21 protein-coding genes are annotated in these 17,940 nt (G+C 71.9%); 14 read left to right on the top strand and 7 right to left on the bottom strand.

Annotated features, from left to right (window positions below; translation table 11 throughout):
- Positions 1–57 precede the first annotated feature (57 nt).
- Together pucL and AC1DUE_RS07535 are read left to right on the top strand one after the other, a co-directional pair.
- Positions 58–951 (top strand): factor-independent urate hydroxylase, encoded by an 894-nt coding sequence (pucL, locus tag AC1DUE_RS07540; RefSeq protein WP_477038784.1) that lies wholly within the window; start codon positions 58–60, stop codon positions 949–951.
- A gap of 40 nt (positions 952–991) precedes the next feature.
- Positions 992–1,468 carry a nucleoside deaminase gene (locus AC1DUE_RS07535; RefSeq protein ID WP_477038783.1) on the top strand — a complete coding sequence of 159 codons (477 nt, stop codon included), beginning with the start codon at positions 992–994 and terminating at the stop codon, positions 1,466–1,468.
- Between the two features lie 7 nt (positions 1,469–1,475).
- On the opposite strand, the gene uraH is transcribed toward AC1DUE_RS07535, so the two are convergent.
- The gene (uraH, locus tag AC1DUE_RS07530) at positions 1,476–1,808 is read right to left on the bottom strand and encodes a hydroxyisourate hydrolase (RefSeq protein ID WP_477038782.1); all 333 of its coding nucleotides are present in this window, start codon (positions 1,806–1,808) and stop codon (positions 1,476–1,478) included.
- Positions 1,808–2,290: a 2-oxo-4-hydroxy-4-carboxy-5-ureidoimidazoline decarboxylase gene (gene uraD / locus AC1DUE_RS07525; RefSeq protein WP_477038781.1), complete on the bottom strand. Its 483-nt coding sequence runs from the start codon at positions 2,288–2,290 to the stop codon at positions 1,808–1,810. Before uraD ends, uraH begins: the two co-directional genes overlap by 1 nt.
- Positions 2,291–2,319: 29 nt before the next feature.
- On the opposite strand from uraD, the gene AC1DUE_RS07520 reads away from it, so the two are divergent.
- The gene (locus AC1DUE_RS07520; RefSeq protein WP_477038780.1) at positions 2,320–2,856 is read left to right on the top strand and encodes a nucleotidyltransferase family protein; all 537 of its coding nucleotides are present in this window, start codon (positions 2,320–2,322) and stop codon (positions 2,854–2,856) included.
- Positions 2,857–2,864: 8 nt separating this feature from the next.
- Here AC1DUE_RS07520 and AC1DUE_RS07515 read toward each other — a convergent pair whose 3' ends face one another.
- On the bottom strand, positions 2,865–4,283 hold the full coding sequence (locus tag AC1DUE_RS07515; protein WP_477038779.1) for an amidohydrolase family protein: 1,419 nt from the start codon (positions 4,281–4,283) through the stop codon (positions 2,865–2,867).
- Positions 4,284–4,399: 116 nt separating this feature from the next.
- Here AC1DUE_RS07515 and AC1DUE_RS07510 point away from each other — a divergent pair, with 116 nt between their 5' ends.
- From AC1DUE_RS07510 to AC1DUE_RS07500, 3 genes are all read left to right on the top strand, one after another.
- Positions 4,400–4,786 (top strand): YciI family protein, encoded by a 387-nt coding sequence (locus AC1DUE_RS07510; RefSeq protein ID WP_477038778.1) that lies wholly within the window; start codon positions 4,400–4,402, stop codon positions 4,784–4,786.
- Positions 4,787–4,838: 52 nt separating this feature from the next.
- Entirely contained in the window at positions 4,839–5,759 is a 921-nt protein-coding gene (locus tag AC1DUE_RS07505) for a S1C family serine protease (protein ID WP_477038777.1), read from the top strand.
- Positions 5,760–5,830: 71 nt separating this feature from the next.
- Complete coding sequence (locus tag AC1DUE_RS07500) at positions 5,831–8,218, top strand: lysylphosphatidylglycerol synthase domain-containing protein (protein ID WP_477038776.1); 2,388 nt, start codon at positions 5,831–5,833, stop codon at positions 8,216–8,218.
- 4 nt (positions 8,219–8,222) lie between these two features.
- On the opposite strand, the gene AC1DUE_RS07495 is transcribed toward AC1DUE_RS07500, so the two are convergent.
- A complete protein-coding gene (locus AC1DUE_RS07495; protein ID WP_477038775.1) occupies positions 8,223–8,936 on the bottom strand; it encodes an alpha/beta fold hydrolase in 714 nt (237 codons plus the stop codon).
- Between the two features lie 153 nt (positions 8,937–9,089).
- On the opposite strand from AC1DUE_RS07495, the gene AC1DUE_RS07490 reads away from it, so the two are divergent.
- The 5 genes from AC1DUE_RS07490 (at position 9,090) to AC1DUE_RS07470 (ending at position 12,416) form a co-directional block, all read left to right on the top strand.
- Complete coding sequence (locus AC1DUE_RS07490; protein ID WP_477038774.1) at positions 9,090–9,245, top strand: hypothetical protein; 156 nt, start codon at positions 9,090–9,092, stop codon at positions 9,243–9,245.
- A gap of 33 nt (positions 9,246–9,278) precedes the next feature.
- Positions 9,279–10,472 carry a DNA polymerase IV gene (gene dinB, locus AC1DUE_RS07485; protein WP_477038773.1) on the top strand — a complete coding sequence of 398 codons (1,194 nt, stop codon included), beginning with the start codon at positions 9,279–9,281 and terminating at the stop codon, positions 10,470–10,472.
- A 71-nt stretch (positions 10,473–10,543) separates the two neighbouring features.
- Positions 10,544–10,969: a transferase gene (locus AC1DUE_RS07480; protein WP_477038772.1), complete on the top strand. Its 426-nt coding sequence runs from the start codon at positions 10,544–10,546 to the stop codon at positions 10,967–10,969.
- Between the two features lie 135 nt (positions 10,970–11,104).
- Positions 11,105–11,386, top strand: coding sequence for a dsRBD fold-containing protein (locus AC1DUE_RS07475; RefSeq protein ID WP_477038771.1), 282 nt, complete (start codon positions 11,105–11,107; stop codon positions 11,384–11,386).
- 634 nt (positions 11,387–12,020) lie between these two features.
- Entirely contained in the window at positions 12,021–12,416 is a 396-nt protein-coding gene (locus AC1DUE_RS07470; RefSeq protein ID WP_477038770.1) for an SRPBCC domain-containing protein, read from the top strand.
- Positions 12,417–12,579: 163 nt separating this feature from the next.
- On the opposite strand, the gene AC1DUE_RS07465 is transcribed toward AC1DUE_RS07470, so the two are convergent.
- Positions 12,580–14,088, bottom strand: coding sequence for an MFS transporter (locus tag AC1DUE_RS07465; protein WP_477038769.1), 1,509 nt, complete (start codon positions 14,086–14,088; stop codon positions 12,580–12,582).
- Positions 14,089–14,219: 131 nt separating this feature from the next.
- Between AC1DUE_RS07465 and AC1DUE_RS07460 the strand changes: the two genes are divergently transcribed.
- Complete coding sequence (locus AC1DUE_RS07460) at positions 14,220–14,828, top strand: TetR/AcrR family transcriptional regulator (RefSeq protein ID WP_477038768.1); 609 nt, start codon at positions 14,220–14,222, stop codon at positions 14,826–14,828.
- On the opposite strand, the gene AC1DUE_RS07455 is transcribed toward AC1DUE_RS07460, so the two are convergent.
- Positions 14,818–15,612: a family 1 encapsulin nanocompartment shell protein gene (locus tag AC1DUE_RS07455; RefSeq protein ID WP_477038767.1), complete on the bottom strand. Its 795-nt coding sequence runs from the start codon at positions 15,610–15,612 to the stop codon at positions 14,818–14,820. The genes AC1DUE_RS07460 and AC1DUE_RS07455 overlap by 11 nt on opposite strands.
- Complete coding sequence (locus AC1DUE_RS07450; RefSeq protein WP_477038766.1) at positions 15,612–16,619, bottom strand: Dyp-type peroxidase; 1,008 nt, start codon at positions 16,617–16,619, stop codon at positions 15,612–15,614. Before AC1DUE_RS07450 ends, AC1DUE_RS07455 begins: the two co-directional genes overlap by 1 nt.
- 104 nt (positions 16,620–16,723) lie before the next feature.
- On the opposite strand from AC1DUE_RS07450, the gene AC1DUE_RS07445 reads away from it, so the two are divergent.
- Positions 16,724–17,548 carry an alpha/beta fold hydrolase gene (locus tag AC1DUE_RS07445; RefSeq protein ID WP_477038765.1) on the top strand — a complete coding sequence of 275 codons (825 nt, stop codon included), beginning with the start codon at positions 16,724–16,726 and terminating at the stop codon, positions 17,546–17,548.
- A gap of 77 nt (positions 17,549–17,625) precedes the next feature.
- Positions 17,626–17,931 (top strand): DUF5808 domain-containing protein, encoded by a 306-nt coding sequence (locus AC1DUE_RS07440; RefSeq protein ID WP_477038764.1) that lies wholly within the window; start codon positions 17,626–17,628, stop codon positions 17,929–17,931.
- Positions 17,932–17,940: the final 9 nt, after the last annotated feature.

Genomic DNA, 17,940 nt, shown 5'->3' with positions numbered 1-17,940 from the left:
GCACGCCCGTTGTCCTGCGGAAACGCGACCGTCATCTGATCGGGGCAGACTGCCGACATGACGGCCCGACTGCAGTCCCACCAGTACGGCAAGGCCGAGACGCGCGTCGTCCGGATCGTTCGCGACACGCCTCGGCACGAGATCCGCGACCTCAACGTCTCGTCCGCGCTGCGCGGCGACTTCGAGGCCGCGTACCTCACCGGCGACCAGTCCGCGGTCCTGCCGACCGACACGCAGAAGAACATGGCGTTCGCGTACGCCAAGGAGCACGGGGTCGAGTCGCCCGAGCGCTTCGGCATCCTGCTCGCCGAGCACTTCGTCCACGACATCGCGCCGGTCACCGGGGCCAGGGTCGACGTCCAGGAGTACGGGTGGGTCCGGGCGATCGTCGACGGCGCCGAGCACGACCACACCTGGGTCCGCAGCGGCCAGGAGGTCCGGACCGCGTCGGTCACGGTCGACGACGGCACCACGACGGTCATCGCCGGCCTCAAGGACCTGACGGTCCTGAAGTCGACCGGCTCGGAGTTCACCGGGTTCCTCAAGGACGAGTACACGACCCTGCAGGAGACGAGCGACCGCATCCTCGCCACGTCCCTGATCGCCCAGTGGCGCTACGCCGGCACCGACCTCGACTTCGACGCCACCTACGCAGAAGTCCGCGCGATCATGCTCTCCGCCTTCGCGACCTTGCACTCGCTCGCCCTCCAGCAGACGCTGTGGCACATGGGCACGCAGGTCATCGAGCAGGTCCCCGAGGTGGTCGAGGTCCGGTTCGCCGCGCCCAACAAGCACCACTTCCTGTCGGACCTGCGCCCGTTCGGCCTCGAGAACCCCGGCGAGGTCTTCTGGGCCGCCGACCGCCCCTACGGCCTGATCGAAGTGGCCATCATCCGCGAGAGCGCCGCCCCCGCCGAGGCCGCCTGGACGCGCTCGATCGGCGCCCCGTGACCACGCCCGAGCTCTCCACCCTGCGTTCGGTCGGTGCTCGATGACAACCCCGGACGACGAGCGCTGGCTCACCGAGGCGGTCGCCCTGGCGACCGCGAACGTCGCCGACGGCGGCGGGCCGTTCGGCGCGGTCGTGGTCCGCGACGGCGTCGTGATCGGCACCGGGCAGAACCGCGTCACGCGCGACAACGACCCCACCGCCCACGCCGAGGTGCAGGCCATCCGCGCAGCATGCAGGGCGATCGGCGACTTCTCGCTGGCCGGCGCCACCATCTACACCTCCTGCGAGCCGTGCCCCCTGTGCCTCGCCGCCTGTCTCTGGTCGCGTGCCGACCGGGTCGTCTACGCCGCCGACCGCGACGACGCCACCCGTGCCGGCTTCGACGACAGCGTCTTCTACGACCTGTTCGCCGCCGACCGTGCCACGTGGCCCATGCCGGTCATCGGCAACCGTGTCCCGACCACCAGCGAACCCATGGACGCCTGGCTGGCCCGGCCCACCAAGGTCGAGTACTAGGGCCGCCTCAGCTCCCCCGGTAGGTCGAGTACGCGAACGGGCTCAGCAGCAGGGGCACGTGGTAGTGGGTGTCGTCCACGACGTCGAACACGACCACCACCTCCGGCAGGAACGACGCGCGCTCGGTCGCGGCGAAGTAGGCGGCCGTGTCGAACACGAACCGGTACGTGCCGACCGGCACCGAGTCGGCCGAGAGGCCCTTCGCCCGACCGTCGTCGTCGGTGGTGCCCGTGCCCACGAGGGTCCACTCCCCCGAGACGAGCGCCGACAGGACGACGGGCACGCCGACGGCGGGCCGGCCGAGGGCGATGTCGAGGACGTGCGTGGTCAGCTGGCTCATCAGGACTCCTCCGGGGCGAACAAGGTCTCCAGCCGCAGCAGTGCGATCTGGCGGAGCTGGTCGGCAACGACGCGCTCCTCGTCGGCGGGCGACAGGGTCAACCGCCGCTGCAGCTCGGCAAGGATCTCGGGGCGCGAGCGTCCGGCGGCGCGGATGAGGAAGATGCGGCCGAACCGCTCCTCGTAGGCGGCGTTGCCGGCCGCCATCGCACCGACCAGGACGGGGTCCTCGGTGGCTGAGGCGGCCTGCTCCGACCGGCTGAGCGCGGCGGAGGCCCCCGACCCCGCAGACCCGATCCGCGGGTGGGACGCGAGCGCCTCCTCGATCTCCGCGGCGGACAGCGACCGCGCGGCCAGGTCGGCCACACCGAGCAGGTCCGGGAGCGAGTCGTAGGGACACCCCGAGGCGACCTCGGACACCCAGCGCGAGACGTGGAGCGCGGTCTCGAGCCGGGAGCGCGTGTCAGGACCGTCCTGGATCATGACCCCACCTTCGTGGCACGGTACGCACCATGCCAGTCATCAGCGGGATCGTGCTCGCCGCGGGCGCGGGCACCCGCCACGGCGGACCGAAGGCGCTGGTACCCGACTGGCTGGACGGTGCGACGCGTCTGCTCCTCGACGCGGGCTGTGCGCGCGTGGTGGTCGTCCTCGGTGCGGGTGCCGACGAGGCCCGGAACCTGGTGCCGAGCGACGCGCGCGTCGAGGTCCGCGTGGCGACGGACTGGTCCGAGGGCATGGGCGCGTCGCTGAGGGAGGGCCTGGCGCACGCGACCGGCGACGCCGTCCTGATCACGCTCGTGGATCTGCCGGGGACCCCGGGATCCGTCGTCAGCCGCCTGATCCCGAGCGAGAGCCTCGAGGACTCCCTCCGCCAGGCGACCTACGAGGGCCGCCCCGGCCACCCCGTCCTCGTGGGAAGAGCCCACTGGAAGGCCCTGAGCGAGACCCTGGCCGGCGACCGCGGTGCGCGCCCGTACCTGAGGACGCACGGTGTCACCGAGGTCGAGTGCGGCGACCTGCACCACGGTCGCGACGAGGACGCCTGACACACCTGTCACTGGAGGCGCGCCTCGAGGGCCGTGAGTGGCAGCTCGCGACCCCAGCGGAACGCGGCGGCGGTCATCCGCGACCGCAGCTCGCCGGACGCCCTCGCGGCCAGCGGCGACGTGGAGCGTCCCTCCTCGCTGACCAGCACCCCGCCCACGTACACCTGCTTGAGGTTCCGCAGCCCGCACGCCAGGACGTAGGTGGCGAGGACGTCCCAGACCGGTCCGGTGTCGGGCGCGCGGTGGTCGACGACGACGAAGTCCGCCATCTTGCCCACCTCGAGCGACCCGATCCGGTCGGCGACCCCGAGCACCTCGGCGGACCCGAGCGTGTGCAGCCGCAGGATGTCGGCGGGCATCATCACGGTGGCGTCGGTGTACATCGCGCGGGTCGTGTAGAGGCCGATCCGCATGTTGCCCCAGGGGTCCGAGATGTCGGTGCATGACTGGTCGTCGAGACCCATCCCGACCGGGATCCCTGCCTTCTGGAACCGCACCACGTCGGCGAACCCGGACCCGAGCCGCCCGTTCGACGTCGCCTGCCACACGACCCCGCACCCCGTCGAGGCGACCCGGGAGACCATCTCGTCGGTCGGGTGCACGAAGTGCCCGAACAGGAAGTCGGGACCGAACGCGCCGGCGTCGTCGTACCAGGCGAACTTCTCGCGCTGCGTGTCGATGCCCTCGGCGGTCTCGACGAAGTGCGCCTGGTTGCTGATCCCGTGCGTGCGCATCATCGCGACCTCGAGCTCGGCCGACCGCGGCGCCGACGCCCACTGCACGGCCCCCATGACGGACGCACCGAGGTGCTGGTCGGCAGGCGTCCTCAGACCGGACTCCGCCACCATGTCCCCGAACACCCCGACGACCTCGTCCTCGGGGCCGGCCTCGTCGTTCAGCCGGATCGCGTTCATCACGCGCAGCCCCGCGTCGGCGGCGCCGTCCATCTGCCTCGTCGCGAACTCCACGGGCGCGATCCGGCCGAGCACCGGGGACGCCGTCACGGGGTCGTAGCGCCAGGTCACGCGCGGGTGCATGAAGTTGTAGGCGCTCGTCACGCCGTTGGCCAGGAAGTCCAGGGCGCCGTGCAGGGTCGACCAGTAGACGTCGTCCGGCTCGCACTTGTCGAGCACCTCGACCATCGACATGACCCACGGGTAGAGGGTCGAGCCGGGCGAGATCCCGCGCATGCCCGAGGTGAACAGGTGGCTGTGCGCGGACACGAACCCGGGCGCCACGAGAGCACCGCCGACGTCGAGCAGCCGCAGCCCGCCGCCGTCCTTCTGCGCCAGCAGGGAGGCATCGGGCTCGCCGGGACCGATGGCCGCGACCCGGCCGTCGTCGCCGACGAGGAACCAGCCCGCGAACCACGACGGGCCGGCGTCGGACACCGGGATGATGAGCGCGTTGTGCACGAGGAGCCGCATGTCCGCCATCGTGCATGCCCCGTATGACGCCGCCGTTTCCGACATGCGGCGAAGGATGTCGAGCGACGGCTCGCCCGCACGTCATGGGGGCACCGGACCGACCGAAGGAGACCGCCGTGAAGTACGTCATCCTCATCCACGCCAACCCCGAGCCGTGGGACCACCCGACCTCGCACTTCACCGCGGAGGGCAGGTCGCTGACCGGCGAGGAGCACGCCGACATGGACCGCCGGTTCGAGTCCCTGCTCACCGACATGCACGAGCGGGGCGAGCTGCTCGGCGCCGAGGCGCTGGCCGCGCCCACCACCTCGACGATCTTCCGCTGGCGGACCGCCGTGACGGAGGGGCCGTTCGTCGAGACCACCGAGCAGCTCGCGGGCTTCTTCCACATCGACGTGGCGAGCCACGAGCGCGCGGTCGAGATCGCTGCCCAGTTCGCCGGTCCCGGCAGCCCGGCAGAGCTGCGGCCGTCGATGTGGGCCGGCTCGCCCGCCCAGGAGTGACGCCCAAGGCGAACACCGGCATATCCGCGGACCCCGTCGGGCTGTAGCAACCATGACGGACGACGAGGCGCTCGACGCGTACTCCCGAGCGGTCGTCTCGGTGGCGGAGAAGGTGCTGCCGAGCGTCGCGAGCCTGAGCGTGCGCACCGCGCGCGGCGGTGGCGCCGGCAGCGCGAGCGTGATCACGACCGACGGCTACCTGCTCACCAGCGCGCACGTCGTGGCCGGCGCCGACAAGGCCGACGCGTCGTTCGCCGACGGGACCACGGTCACGGCGGACGTCGTCGGCCGCGACCCGCTCTCCGACCTCGCCGTGCTGCACGCCCGCGGAGACACACCCCCACCGGTGCCGTTCGGGGACGCCGCACACCTGCGCGTCGGGCAGCTCGTCATCGCGCTCGGCAACCCGCTCGGCCTGGCGGGGAGCGTCACCGCGGGCATCGTCTCCGCGCTCGGACGCTCGCTGCCGACAGGGACGGGGCGCGTCATCGACGAGGTCGTCCAGACCGACGCCGCGCTGAACCCCGGCAACAGCGGCGGCGTGCTGGCCGACAGCGCGGGCCGGATGGTCGGGGTCAACACCGCCGTCGCGGGGATCGGCGTCGGGCTGGCCGTGCCGATCAACGCGACGACCCGCGAGATCATCACGACGCTCATGACGCGCGGTCGCGTCCGGCGGGCGTGGCTCGGCATCGCGGGGACCCAGGCACCCCTGCCGCCGCACCTCGCCGAACGCCTGGGCTCCCCGCAGGGTCTGATGGTCGCCGGCGTCTCGGCCGGCTCCCCGGCGGCGCTGGCCGGGCTGCACCGCGGCGACATGGTGGTCGAGCTGGACGGGAACCGCGTGGTCACGACGACGGCGGTGCAGAAGCTCATGGTCGAGGACGCGATCGACCGGCGGATCGAGATCACCGTCTGGCGCAACGGCGCGCTGGTCGACGTGATCGTGTACCCGCGCGAGCTGACCGCCTGAGGTGGCGGAGGTCCCGGCACCCCGGCCCTGACCGCGCGCCGCGGACAACCCGTCCGGATACCGTGACCCGCGTGACGCTCACGACGAAGGCCGACGCCCCCGTGGCGCCGCCGCTCTACGTCGACGTGCGGCACCGGCGCAGCTTCCGCGACGCGCGCGCGGGCTTCGGCTGGCTCATCGTCTTCGTCGCGGGCCTCCTCTTCGCGACGATCGCCGGGTCGACGGCGGGCGGGATCGCCGACGACGTGCAGCACGGCATCGGCAGGCTGCCCCGGTCGGTGTTCGAGGTGGTCCTCGTGCTCGTCCAGGTCACCTACATCTCCGTGCTCGTCGTCACCCCGATCGTCCTGCTGATCATGCGGCGGTTCGCGCTGCTGGCGCGGGGAGCGCTGGCCCTGTCCCTCGCTCCGCTGGCGTTCTGGCTGGTCCAGCTCCTCCCGCAGGTGCCGTCGTCGGCGGTCGACGTCGAGGACGCCGTCGATCTGACCAAGGTGTCCTGGCCGCCCACCGGCGTGCTGGCCGGCTGCACGGCGCTGGCCGTGACGACGACGGCGAGCCTGCGACGACCCTGGCGGCGGGCGGTCTGGTTCCTGCTCGGGCTGCTCATCGTGCTGCGCGTGGTGACCAGCGCGTCCGCGCCGATCGACGTGGTCCTGGCGATCGGGGTCGGCGGCGTCGTCGGCTCCGCCATCATGATCGCGCTCGGCCGGACGGCCGGGCAGCTCACGCCGCACGGTGCACGCGCGACGCTCGCCGAGTCCGGCCTCACCCTCGCCGACGTGCCCGAGCAGCGCGACGAGGTCCGCTGGACGTTCCGCGGTCGCGCCGACGACGGACCGGTCGACATCCGGGTGCTCGAGGAGCACGGCTGGGGCACCGCCCGGCTCGACCAGGCCTACCGGCGGCTGCGGTGGCGCGACGTCGGCGAGGCGACGGTCGACCCCGACCCGCTGCGGTTGGTGACCACCGAGGCGATGACCCTGCTGCTCGCGGCCTCGCGCGACGTCCGTGTGCCGACCGTGCGGGCCGTGGCGACCGCTCCCCGCGGCGAGTCGCTGCTCGCGGTGGACGCCGTCGACGCGGTGCTGCTCAGCGACCTCGACGACCTCTCCGACGACGTGCTCGACGGGGCGTGGTCGCAGGTGGCCCGGCTGCACGACGCGGGGATCGCGCACCGCGAGCTCGACCTCACGCGGCTCGCCATCGACGACGCCACAGACGTCTGGGTGGTGGACCTGGACCACGGCCAGCCCGCGGCCACCTCGGCGCTGCTCGCGTGGGACGTGTCCGCGCTGCTCGCCGCGACCTTCGCGTTCGTGGGCGCCGAGCGGGCCGTCGCCGCAGCGAGCCGCACGCTCGGCGACGACGCACTCGTGCGCGCGCTGCCCCGGCTCGCGCCCGGGAGCCTGTCCAACCGGACCCGCGCCGCAGTCAAGGCGGCAGGCGGCATCGCCCCGCTCGTCGACGAGGTCCGACGCGTCACGGGTGCCGAGGAGCCGGACTTCCAGGCCGTCGCCCGGTTCAAGCCCAGGACGCTGGTCGCGGCCGCGTTCCTCGCGATCGCCGTCTACTTCCTGGCACCCCAGTTCGCCGACATCCCGCGCTCGGTCGAGGCGCTCGGCGGCGCCGACCCGTGGTGGGCGGGCGCCGTCCTGCTGGCGAGCGCTGCAACGTACATCGGCGCCGCGCTCGGCCTCGCCGGCGGCACCCCCGGTCGGGTGCCCGTGGGCGAGGCCGCGAGCGTCGCGCTCGCGTCGTCGTTCGTCGCGACGTTCTCCCCGCCCGGCGTCGGGCAGGTGGGCCTGAACATCCGGTACCTGCAGAAGCGCGGGTTCGCCACCCCCGTGGCCGTCTCGTCGAGCGCCGCCAAGGAGACCGCGGTCCTCGTGGTCCACCTGGTCCTGCTCTCGACGTTCGCGGTGATCGCGGGCTCGACGGGCGCCCTGACCGACGAGCTGCACAAGCTCCCACCCCTCGAGGTCGTCCTCGCGGTCGTCGCCGGCGTCGTGGTCCTGGCGGGCATCGCGCTGTCCGTCCCTCGCGTCCGCCGCCTGCTGCGGTCGTGGCTCGTGCCCGCTTTCCGCTCGTCCGTCGACGCGATGCGCATCGTCGTGTCCAGCCCGGTCAAGCTCGTCACCCTGCTGCTCGGCGTCTCGCTGCTGCCGCTGGGCTACGCGTTCGCGCTCTACTTCTCGGTACGGGCGATGGGGGTCGACTCGACGACCTTCGTCGCCGTCGCGCTCGTCTCGCTGACCGCCGGCGCGGTGGCGACGGCCGCGCCGACGCCCGGTGGTGTGGGCGTCGTCGAGGCCGTCCTCCTCGCCTCGCTGACCGGGATCGGCGTGCCGTCCGGGCCGGCGCTCGCTGCCGTCCTGCTCTACCGCGTGTGCACCTTCTGGCTGCCGATCGTGCCCGGCTTCGCCGCGTTCCGCGTGCTGACCAGGCGCTCGATCCTCTAGGGCACTACGAGCCTGCGACGGCCGCCAGGATCAGGTCCGTCACCTCGTCGGGGTGGCTGATCATCGCGACGTGCGAGCTGTCGACCTCGACCGTCGTGGCACCCGCGCGCTCGGCCATGATCCGCTCGGCGGCCGGCGGGATGACCCGGTCCGACGACGCGACGAGGTACCAGCTGGGGAGCGTCTTCCATGCGGGCGGGCCGGACGGCGTGGTCAGCGACGACAGCGTGCCCGGGCGCTGCGTCACGGCCATGATCGCGGCGAGCTCGGCGGGCAGGTCCTGGCAGAAGGCCTGCGGGAAGATGTCGAGCTTGAGGTACGCGTCCGCGTCGCCCTCGGGCGCGCCGGCGTACGGGCGGACGTCCACGATCGACGTGAGGTCGACGGCGTCACCGGCCAGTGCGAGCGCGCCGGCCACCGGCTCGCCCTCGTCGAGCGCGAACGCGGCGACGTAGACGAGCGCCCGGACGTTCGGCGCCCCGACCGCGGCGTTCGTGATCACTGCGCCGCCGTACGAGTGTCCGACCAGGACGACCGGGCCCTCGATCGTCGCGAGGAACGCCCGGACGTAGTCGGCGTCCGACGCGAGCCCGCGCAGCTCGTTCGTCGGCGCGTAGACGGAGTACCCCTGGGCGAGGAGCCGGGTGATGACGCCGCCCCAGCCGGAGGCGTCGGCGAACGATCCGTGGATCAGGACGATGGTCGGCTTGTCGGTCATGAGGCGTTCCCTTGGTCGAGGCTTGAGACGGACTTTCTCAACCTGGCACGAACGGTCGTCCTGAGCAACGAGTTCGGCAGGAACGTCATCAGCTGTTCACAGCGGGCATGCTGTGCACGAGCAGCGTCGAGCGTCTGGGTCGACGGGGTCGCGGTGCCGGCGACGCACACCGGCGACCGCTGGACGTGCCGGGCGCCGCTCGCCGCGCCCTATGAGCACAGCACCTGGCGGGGTCCCTACGGGTCGCTCATCGTGGCGGTCGCGGACGGAGCGGTGGGTGAGCTCGCGGTCGTCGGGGGTGTCGCGTAGCCCGATGTCAGACCTTGGGTCGAACATGTGTTCGTGCCCGAACCCCGATCCACCATCCTGCACGCCGACCTCGACGCGTTCTACGCGTCGGTCGAGCAGCGCGACGACCCGCGCCTGCGCGGACGGCCGGTCGCCGTGGGCGGCGGCGTCGTGCTCGCGGCGTCCTACGAGGCCAAGCGCCGGGGCGTGCGCACCGCGATGGGCGGTCGGCAGGCGCGCGCGCTGTGCCCCAACCTGATCATCGTCCGGCCGCGGTTCGACGCGTACGTCGAGGCGAGCAAGGCCGTGTTCGAGCTGTTCCGCCGCACCACGCCGCAGGTCCAGGGCGTGTCGATCGACGAGGCGTTCCTCGACGTCTCGGGGCTGCACCGGATCGACGTCGCACCGCTCCAGATCGGCGCCCGGCTGCGGGACTGGGTCCGCGACGAGGTCGGCCTGCCGATCACCGTCGGCGTCGCGCGCACGCCGTTCCTCGCCAAGGTCGCCAGCCGGGTGGCCAAGCCGGACGGCCTGCTGCTGGTGCCGCCCGACGGGGAGGAGGCGTTCCTGTACCCGCTGCCGCTCGAACAGCTCTGGGGCGTCGGCGAGATCACCGCGGCCAAGCTGCACGCGTACGGCCTGCGCACCGCAGGCGACGTCGCCGCGCTCCCCCAGTCCGTGCTCACGGGAACGCTCGGACCTGCCGCCGGGCGCCACCTGTACGCCGTCGTGCACGGGCACACGCCGGCCACCGTGATCACCGGCCGTCCGCGCGGGTCGATCGGTGCGCAGCGCGCCATCGGCCACGGTCCCCACCAGGACGCGTTCGTCCGCGCCGCGCTGCTCGGCCTGGTGGACCGGGTCTGCCGCCGCATGCGTACGGGCCACCGCACCGCCCGCACCGTCGTCCTGCGGCTGCGCTTCGAGGACTACACCAAGGCCACGCGGTCGCGGTCCATGCCGCAGGCCACGGCGTCGGGCGAGGACATCGCCACGACCGCCCTCCTGCTGCTCGACGCGGCCGGAGCGCTCATCCGCACCCGTGGGATCACGCTGGTCGGCATCGCGCTCACCGGCCTCGCGTCCGACGAGTTCTACCAGATGGTCCTGCCACTGGACGGCCCCGACCACAGCGGCCTGGACGCCGCCCTCGACACCGTCTCGGCGCGGTTCGGCACGTCGGCGCTGCGGCGCGCCAGCCTCCTGCGCACCGGGGAGGGCTTCGCCGCCCCGCAGCTCCCGGACTGATTGCCCGAAGGAATCGGCTCGGCCTCGCGGATGTTATGTCATGCGAGAACGATTCCGAAGAAGAGGTGGCAATGTCGACGAGGAAGGGCCGAGTCGAGTTCGAGGACGACAACGGCCGGATGGTGCGGTACGACCGGCACGCGAACGGAGGCGGGCTGGTCTCGCCGGACGCGCGAGCGAGCGCGGAGGCCGAGATCGCCCGGACCGCCTACGTGGAGGCCGGCGCGACCGTCGGCGCCGGGACGCGGATCGGCGCCTGGAGCTGGATCGACCGCGACGTCTCCGTCGGCCCGGACGTGGTCGTCGGGACGCACGTGCACGTGGGTCGCGGCTCGCGCGTGGGTGAGCACGCCCGCATCGGCAGCCGGGCACGGCTCGGCGCAGGCGTCCTGGTCGAGGTCGGGGCGCGGATCGAGGAGGACACGATCGTCGACGACGGCGCCGTGGTGCCCGGCAGACGGCGCGCACGTCGCGCCGACCAGGGTCTGGCCGCCTAGGTCCGCTCCCCCGCGACGACCGGCGGGACCTTGTGCTCTACCCCCGGTCGTCGCGGCGACGCACCGTGGGTCTACGGGGCGGATGCGAGCCATCCCAGCCCGACGAACCCCGCGACGACGCGAGGGAGGACGGCCATGACCCACACGTGGACGGCAACGATCCACCTCTTCGAGGCCGACGACGTCCGGCGCGACGGCTTCGTCACCAAGGCGCACGCGGTCCTGAACACCTCGAGCGGAACGACGCTCGACGGCTACGGGCGCGCACGTCGCTCGCCCCACGACCGGAACGTCCCCGAGATCGGCGAGGAGCTCGCGGCGGCGCGAGCGTTGCGCGAGCTGGCCGACCGCCTCCTGCGGGCGACCTCGGACGACCTCTCCGAGCTCGAGGACGACGACGTCGAGCTCCGGTACTGACGCTCGTCTGCACGGTGCGGCGCCGCCCGTCGGACGGGCGCCACACACGCAGATCGTCGGCGCGCGCGTGCGCTGCGCAGCCAGAGGATCGACGTGGCGACCTCTCCGAGCCCGATCGCGAAGAATGCCCACTGCACCGGGGACGTCCACCCGATCAACGGCAGCTGCACGAGCACCCACCCGGTGAGCACGACTCCCGCGCCGAGACTCACCGGGCCGGCACGAGGGTGCCGTCGAAGTCCCAGGATCAGCGCCACGGCCTGGGGAAGGCCGACGCAGACCCCGAGCGCGAGGGCCGGCCACTGCGGCCCCTCCACGAGCTCGAGAGGTTCCGCCAGCTGGTCGACGAGGGGGTCGAACTGGCCCGATAGGAACCCTTGGACCCCGGCGAGCGCGCCGACGGTCGTGAGCCCGGCGAGCCCGAGCGCCCATCGGCCCGGCAGCGGAAACCGATCCGCCACCGTGACCGTCGAACGCTCGTGACCCGCAGGACGCACGTCTCGAGGGTGCTCGGTGGGGACTGGGCGCGACCAGGGCACAAGGTCCTTGCTGGTCCGCCACGGAAGTTCACCCCGCCGGTTGCATGCGCCGTGGGAGATCCTGGGCAGGTCGCTCACCGAAGAGAGGCGCCGGGATGGACGAGCTCGTCAGCCGCGCGTACGAGTGCTGCACGCCTGCCGGCGCGGCGCGGGTCTGGTTGGCCCTGACCGACCCGGAGCAGACGCCGCAGTACCTCTACGGGCTGACGCTGGTCTCGTCGTGGACCGAGCAGGCCACCATCCACGCCGCCCACCCGCTCGGTCACGCGCTGCGCGGCCAGGTGCTCTGCTGCCGCCCCGGGCAACGGCTGTCGTACGTGCTCCAGGGCGCCGCCGACGACCCGCCGGTCTACCTCACCTGGATCGTCACGCCGGGCGACGAGGGGTGCACCGTGCGCCTGGAGATCGACGAGCTCGAGGGCGACGACGGCGCCGACGACACGTGGCCACCCGTCCTCGCCCGCCTCGTCGAGCTGCTCGCCCCGGCGTGAGCGTTGGCATGACGCGGCCGCGAGCGAGCGTGCAGCAAGTCGCGCTGGTCCGCGGCCACGACGCGTCGCAGCAGGTGCGGGGGCCCGGTCTGGCCCCACCCGGATGCACGACAGAGCGCCCCCGACCGGTCCAGCCGGTCGAGGGCGCTCTGTGGTGACGGGCTCAGTGCGCGAGCACAGGCGCCTCGTCGGCAGGTGCGGCGGGTGCGGCCGGTGCCGCGGCTGCTTCCGAGGCAGCGAGGCGGGCCGCCCGGTCGCCCCGGGTGCGGAACAGGCTCGCGGTCAGGATCGCCCCGAACAGGAAGATCCCCGCGGACCAGGTGTACGCCACCGAGAACGAGTGGATCGCACCGGCCGCGACGACCTCGGGGCCGGCCGGCTGGTTGTCGGCGATGTAGGCCGCCGCGGCGGTCGCGGCGATCGTGTTCAGGACGGCCGTGCCGATGGCACCACCGACCTGCTGGCTCGTCGAGACCATGGCCGAGGCGGCACCGGCGGACGACCGCGGGACGCCGAGGGTGGCGGCCTGGAACGACGGCGGCATGATCGAGCCCATCCCGATGCCCATGAGGACCAGGCCGACCAGCACGTGCCAGTAGGGGCTGCCCGCCTCGAGCGTGGTGAACACGAGCATCGCGCCCGCGCCGAGCGCCATGCCGACCGGCACGACGACCTTCGGGCCGAACCGCGGCACCAGGATGTTGTTCTGGACCTGCGCGGTGATGACGATGAACACGATCATCGGCAGGAACGCCGTGCCGGTCTGGACGGGCGAGTACCCGAGCGTGAGCTGCAGGTAGTACGTCAGGAACAGGAAGACGCCGAACATGCCCGAACCGGCGACGAGGATCGCGAGGAACGACGCCCCGCGATCGCGGTCCTGCACGATCGAGAGCGGCAGGAGCGGGAACTCGGACGTGCGCTGACGGATCACGAAGCCGACCAGCAGGACGACGCTGGCCGCCAGTGAGCCCCAGACCTCGGGCGAGGACCAGCCCTTGGGCTCGGCCTGCGAGAAGCCGAAGACCAGCAGGAACAGACCGCTGGACGCGAGCAGGATGCTCGACAGGTCGAGCTGGTTGTGGTGCCGCACGACGGTCTTGGACAGCAGCACGCTGCCGGCGACGAACGCGATCACGGCGATGATCACGTTGACGTAGAGGTTCCAGCGCCAGTTGAAGTTCTCGGTGAGGAACCCGCCGAGCATCAGGCCGATGGCGCCGCCCATGCCGGCGATCGCGCCGAAGACGCCGAACGCGCGGGCGCGCTCCTTGGCCTCGGTGAACGTCGTCGTCAGGACGGAGAGGGCGGCCGGCGCGAGGACCGCTGCGAACGCACCCTGCAGGGCGCGGGCCCCGACAAGCATCTCGAAGCTCTGCGCCGCACCGCCGAGGGCCGACGCGACCGCGAAGCCGACGAGGCCGATGAGGAACATGCGGCGACGGCCGAACATGTCCGCGAGCCGCCCGCCGAGCAGCAGCAGGCTGCCGAACGCGAGGGCGTACGCCGTGACCACCCACTGGCGGTCGTTGTCGCTGAACCCGAGGTCCGCCTGGGCGGAGGGCATCGCGATGTTCACGATGGTCGCGTCGAGCACGACCATGAGCTGTGCGAGCGCCACGGTGGCAAGGACCCACCAGCGGTGCTTGGTCTCTACGAGTGGGGTGGACATGGCTCTGCTCCTGGAAGACGTCGTGGTCGGTGCAACCGACTCTATTACAGAACTCGCCAGTTCCGGAACCCCCGGGTATCGTTACATCTGTCATGTAGTTCTTGGGCGCAGCGCTCGACGGAAGGGGCCTGGTGGAGACGACGACGGTGGCGCGCAAGCCGGGCCGACGACGCGACGAGTCCAAGGACGACGCGATCCTCGAGGCCGCGCGCCAGCTCCTCGCCGAGGAGGGGTTCGACGGCATGACGATGGACGCCGTCGCCGAGCGCGCGGGCACCGGCAAGGCCACGGTCTACCGCCGCTGGCCGTCCAAGGTGCAGCTCACGGTCGAGGCCGTCGTCTGCGCACGCGGCTTCATGGTGACGATCGACGACATCCCCGACACCGGCACGCTGCGCGGCGACCTCATGGCCGTCCGCTTCGGTCGCCCGAGCGACGACACCACCGAGCTCATGTCCGGCCTGATGTCGGCGGTCCGCGAGAACCCCGAGGTCGCGAGCGTCTTCCACGAGCAGTTCGTCAGGACCCGCGTCGCCCTCATGCGCGCGCTCCTCGACCGGGCCCAGGAGCGCGGCGAGCTGCGCGACGACATCGACCTCGACATCGTGTCCGCGGTCGCACCCGCGATGATCTCCTACCGCAAGATGGTCGCCGGGCTGAAGGTCGACGACGACTTCATCGTCCGGATGATCGACTCGGTGATCCTGCCGTTGGCCCTGGGGCCGTCCACTACTGCGTGAGGGCGACGCCCGCCTCGCTCGTCTGCACGATGAACGTCAGCGACTCCTGGAAGTAGAGCTGGACGCTCGCCGCGTCGTGCGACAGGTAGCCGATCGACAGGTCCTGCCCGAGGTGCAGCTCGTAGTCGCCGCCGCGGGTGGACAGCAGGAACGCGCCGTCGATCGCGGGCGCCCAGATGATGTCGTCGACGACGCGGGCGAGGTGCTCGCGGATCGGGTAGCCGTGGTCGGAGGTCTCGGTGACGGCCGTGTACAGGTCGGCGGACAGCAGCAGGGCGATCGGTCCGTCGACGCCGGCGAGCCGGAGCTCGGTCAGCGCCTGGGTGACGGCAGTCGGGTAGTCGCGGATCTCGGTGGGCAGAGCGACCGGCTCGTTCGAGATGCCCGCGCGCACGCCCTCGATGCCCGCGGCGGCGAAGCCCTCGAAGATCGCGCGGTCCTCGGCGAAGGCGATCTGCTTGGCCGCGTCCTTGACGGGCTGCCAGTCGGGGTCCTTGCGGCCTCGCTCCACGTCGTCGACGGACTGGCGGTCGACCGTGAAGGGCACGCGCAGCTCGACGAGGGGCTGGGCCAGGCGCACCTGCGCGCGGACCCCGTCGGCGGGCGGCGCCACCGGCGAGACCTTGCCCGTGCCGACCGCGGCGAGCGACTCCCCCGTGGGTCCGACGACATCGACGACGCGCCGGCCGGCCACGTGCCGCGTGAACGTGCGACGGGCCTCGGCCTCGAGGTCCTCCCAGGCCGCGTCCGAGATCGGCGCCAGCTCGCGGTGCAGGTTGTTCATCAGGGGTCGCTCCTTCTCAGGCTGCCGATCCCCAGCGAGGAGTCGGTGGGTGGTGCTGCTTCGTCCTGGGCGATCTCGGACGTCGAGGACGGACCGTCGTCGAGGAACTCAACCGTGGGGACGAAGAACAGATTTCCGGTGACCGCGGTCGAGAAGTCGAGGATGCGGTCGTAGTTGCCCGGCGGCTTGCCGACGAACATGTTGGTGAGCATCAGCTCGATCACGTCGGGGTGGTTCGCGTACCCGATGAAGTAGGTGCCGAACTCCCCCTCGCCCACCCGGCCGAACGGCATGTTGTCGCGCACGATCTTGCGCTCGGTGCCGTCGGGCTCCTCGATCACCGTGAGGGCGACGTGCGAGTTGGTCGGCTTGATGTCGTCGGGAAGCTCGATGTCCGCGAGCTTGGTCCTCCCGATCACGTGCTCCTGCACCTCGACCGGCAAGGCGTTCCACGTGTCGAGGTCGTGCACGTACTTCTGGACGATGACGTAGCTGGAGTCCTCGAACCCTGGGTCCTCGGAACCGACCGTGACGGCCGCCAGCGCCGCAGCACCCACGGGGTTCTCGGTCCCGTCGACGAACCCGAGCAGGTCGCGCTCGTCGAAGTACTTGAAGCCGTGGACCTCGTCGACGACGACGGCGGCACCGCGCAGCCGGTCGACGAGGTGCGTCGCGAGCTCGAAGCAGAAGTCCATGCGCGTGGCCCGGATATGGAACATGAGGTCACCCGGGCTCGCCACGGCACGGTGCTTGTCGCCGTGGACCTCCTGGAAGGGATGCAGGCCCGCGGGCCGTGGACTGCCGGCGAAGAGCCGGTCCCACGCCTTGGAGCCGATTCCGGTGACGACCGCGAGCCCCGCGGCGGGGTCGCGGAAACCGACCGCACGCTGCAGCCCGGTGACCTCGGTCAGCGCGTCACGGACCTGGGCCTCGCCGCCGGGCAGCACGCTGAGCACGAGGAAGATCGCGTTGCTGGTCAGCGGCGTGAGCACGGGCTGCGCGGTCACTCGTCGTCCCTTCGTCCAGCGTTCACCGACCGGTCGCCAGGATAGGTCGCGAGGCGTCCGGTCCGACCATAGTGTCGAGGGACCGACCTGTTGGGAGCACAGTCATGGGAACCATCACCACCACCGACGGCATCGAGATCTTCTACAAGGACTGGGGCTCGGGGCAGCCGATCGTGTTCAGCCACGGCTGGCCGCTGTCGAGCGACGACTGGGACGCCCAGCTCATGTTCTTCCTCGCCAACGGCTACCGCGTCGTCGCCCACGACCGGCGCGGCCACGGCCGGTCCACCCAGTCCGCCGACGGCCACGACATGGACCACTACGCCGACGACCTGGCCGCCGTCACCGAGCACCTCGACCTGCACGACGCCGTGCACGTCGGCCACTCGACCGGCGGCGGTGAGGTGGTGCACTACATCGCCCGCCACGGGGAGAGCCGCGTCGCCAAGGCCGCGCTCATCAGCGCCGTCCCGCCGATCATGGTCAAGACCGAGTCGAACCCCGGCGGCCTGCCCAAGGAGGTCTTCGACGGGCTCCAGGAGCAGGTGGCCACGAACCGCTCGGCCTTCTACCGCGACCTGCCGTCCGGGCCGTTCTACGGCTTCAACCGCGACGGCGTCGAGCCGGTCGAGGCGATCATCGCGAACTGGTGGCGCCAGGGGATGATGGGCGGCGCCAAGGCGCACTACGACGGCATCGTCGCCTTCTCGCAGACGGACTTCACCGAGGACCTGAAGAAGATCACGGTGCCGACGCTCGTCATGCACGGCGACGACGACCAGATCGTGCCCTACGAGGACTCCGGCCCGCTGTCCGCGGCCCTCCTGCAGAACGGGACGCTCAAGACGTACGCGGGCTTCCCGCACGGGATGCCGACCACGCAGGCCGCCACGATCAACGCCGACCTGCTGGAGTTCATCCGGTCCTGAGGCAGGCGGTTCCCTCGTCGACGGAACTGAGGCAGGGTGTCGGGAGGACCAGAGCCACCGCGGACCAAGGAGTCGAGATGCCCACGCCCGAAGAGCGCGCCCGTCGGAGCCAGAACTTCCGCCGCTTCTGGAAGCTGGTCGCGTTCGCGCTGACGGTGACCGCCGTGGTCAAGGAGCTGCGCACCCCGCCCGAGGAGCGGACGTGGAACGGGACCATCGTCGGGTTCGTGCCGTACGACCTGCGCTTCCCGACGCTCGAGCGCGTCAAGCAGCGGATGTGGAACCCGGACGCGGGGTTCATCAACCCGCGCGTGTTCGGCGTCGGCTGGACGGTGAACATCGGCAAGCTGGTCACGCTGGCCCGCGAGCGCATCTCCTCCTGACCTGGGGAG

The sequence above is a fragment of the Cellulomonas sp. P4_A2 genome (assembly GCF_056402515.1).
Note: the sequence above shows the minus strand (reverse complement) of the source record. Positions and strands in the feature narration are given on the sequence as shown.

Bases quoted from the DNA above. Each gene is read 5' to 3' on its own strand.
- pucL (WP_477038784.1), top strand. From the start codon at position 58: ATGACGGCCCGACTGCAGTCCCACCAGTACGGCAAGGCCGAGACGCGC.
- AC1DUE_RS07535 (WP_477038783.1), top strand. From the start codon at position 992: ATGACAACCCCGGACGACGAGCGCTGGCTCACCGAGGCGGTCGCCCTG.
- uraH (WP_477038782.1), bottom strand. From the start codon at position 1,808: ATGAGCCAGCTGACCACGCACGTCCTCGACATCGCCCTCGGCCGGCCC.
- uraD (WP_477038781.1), bottom strand. From the start codon at position 2,290: ATGATCCAGGACGGTCCTGACACGCGCTCCCGGCTCGAGACCGCGCTC.
- AC1DUE_RS07520 (WP_477038780.1), top strand. From the start codon at position 2,320: ATGCCAGTCATCAGCGGGATCGTGCTCGCCGCGGGCGCGGGCACCCGC.
- AC1DUE_RS07515 (WP_477038779.1), bottom strand. From the start codon at position 4,283: ATGCGGCTCCTCGTGCACAACGCGCTCATCATCCCGGTGTCCGACGCC.
- AC1DUE_RS07505 (WP_477038777.1), top strand. From the start codon at position 4,839: ATGACGGACGACGAGGCGCTCGACGCGTACTCCCGAGCGGTCGTCTCG.
- AC1DUE_RS07495 (WP_477038775.1), bottom strand. From the start codon at position 8,936: ATGACCGACAAGCCGACCATCGTCCTGATCCACGGATCGTTCGCCGAC.
- AC1DUE_RS07480 (WP_477038772.1), top strand. From the start codon at position 10,544: ATGTCGACGAGGAAGGGCCGAGTCGAGTTCGAGGACGACAACGGCCGG.
- AC1DUE_RS07475 (WP_477038771.1), top strand. From the start codon at position 11,105: ATGACCCACACGTGGACGGCAACGATCCACCTCTTCGAGGCCGACGAC.
- AC1DUE_RS07470 (WP_477038770.1), top strand. From the start codon at position 12,021: ATGGACGAGCTCGTCAGCCGCGCGTACGAGTGCTGCACGCCTGCCGGC.
- AC1DUE_RS07465 (WP_477038769.1), bottom strand. From the start codon at position 14,088: ATGTCCACCCCACTCGTAGAGACCAAGCACCGCTGGTGGGTCCTTGCC.
- AC1DUE_RS07455 (WP_477038767.1), bottom strand. From the start codon at position 15,612: ATGAACAACCTGCACCGCGAGCTGGCGCCGATCTCGGACGCGGCCTGG.
- AC1DUE_RS07445 (WP_477038765.1), top strand. From the start codon at position 16,724: ATGGGAACCATCACCACCACCGACGGCATCGAGATCTTCTACAAGGAC.
- AC1DUE_RS07440 (WP_477038764.1), top strand. From the start codon at position 17,626: ATGCCCACGCCCGAAGAGCGCGCCCGTCGGAGCCAGAACTTCCGCCGC.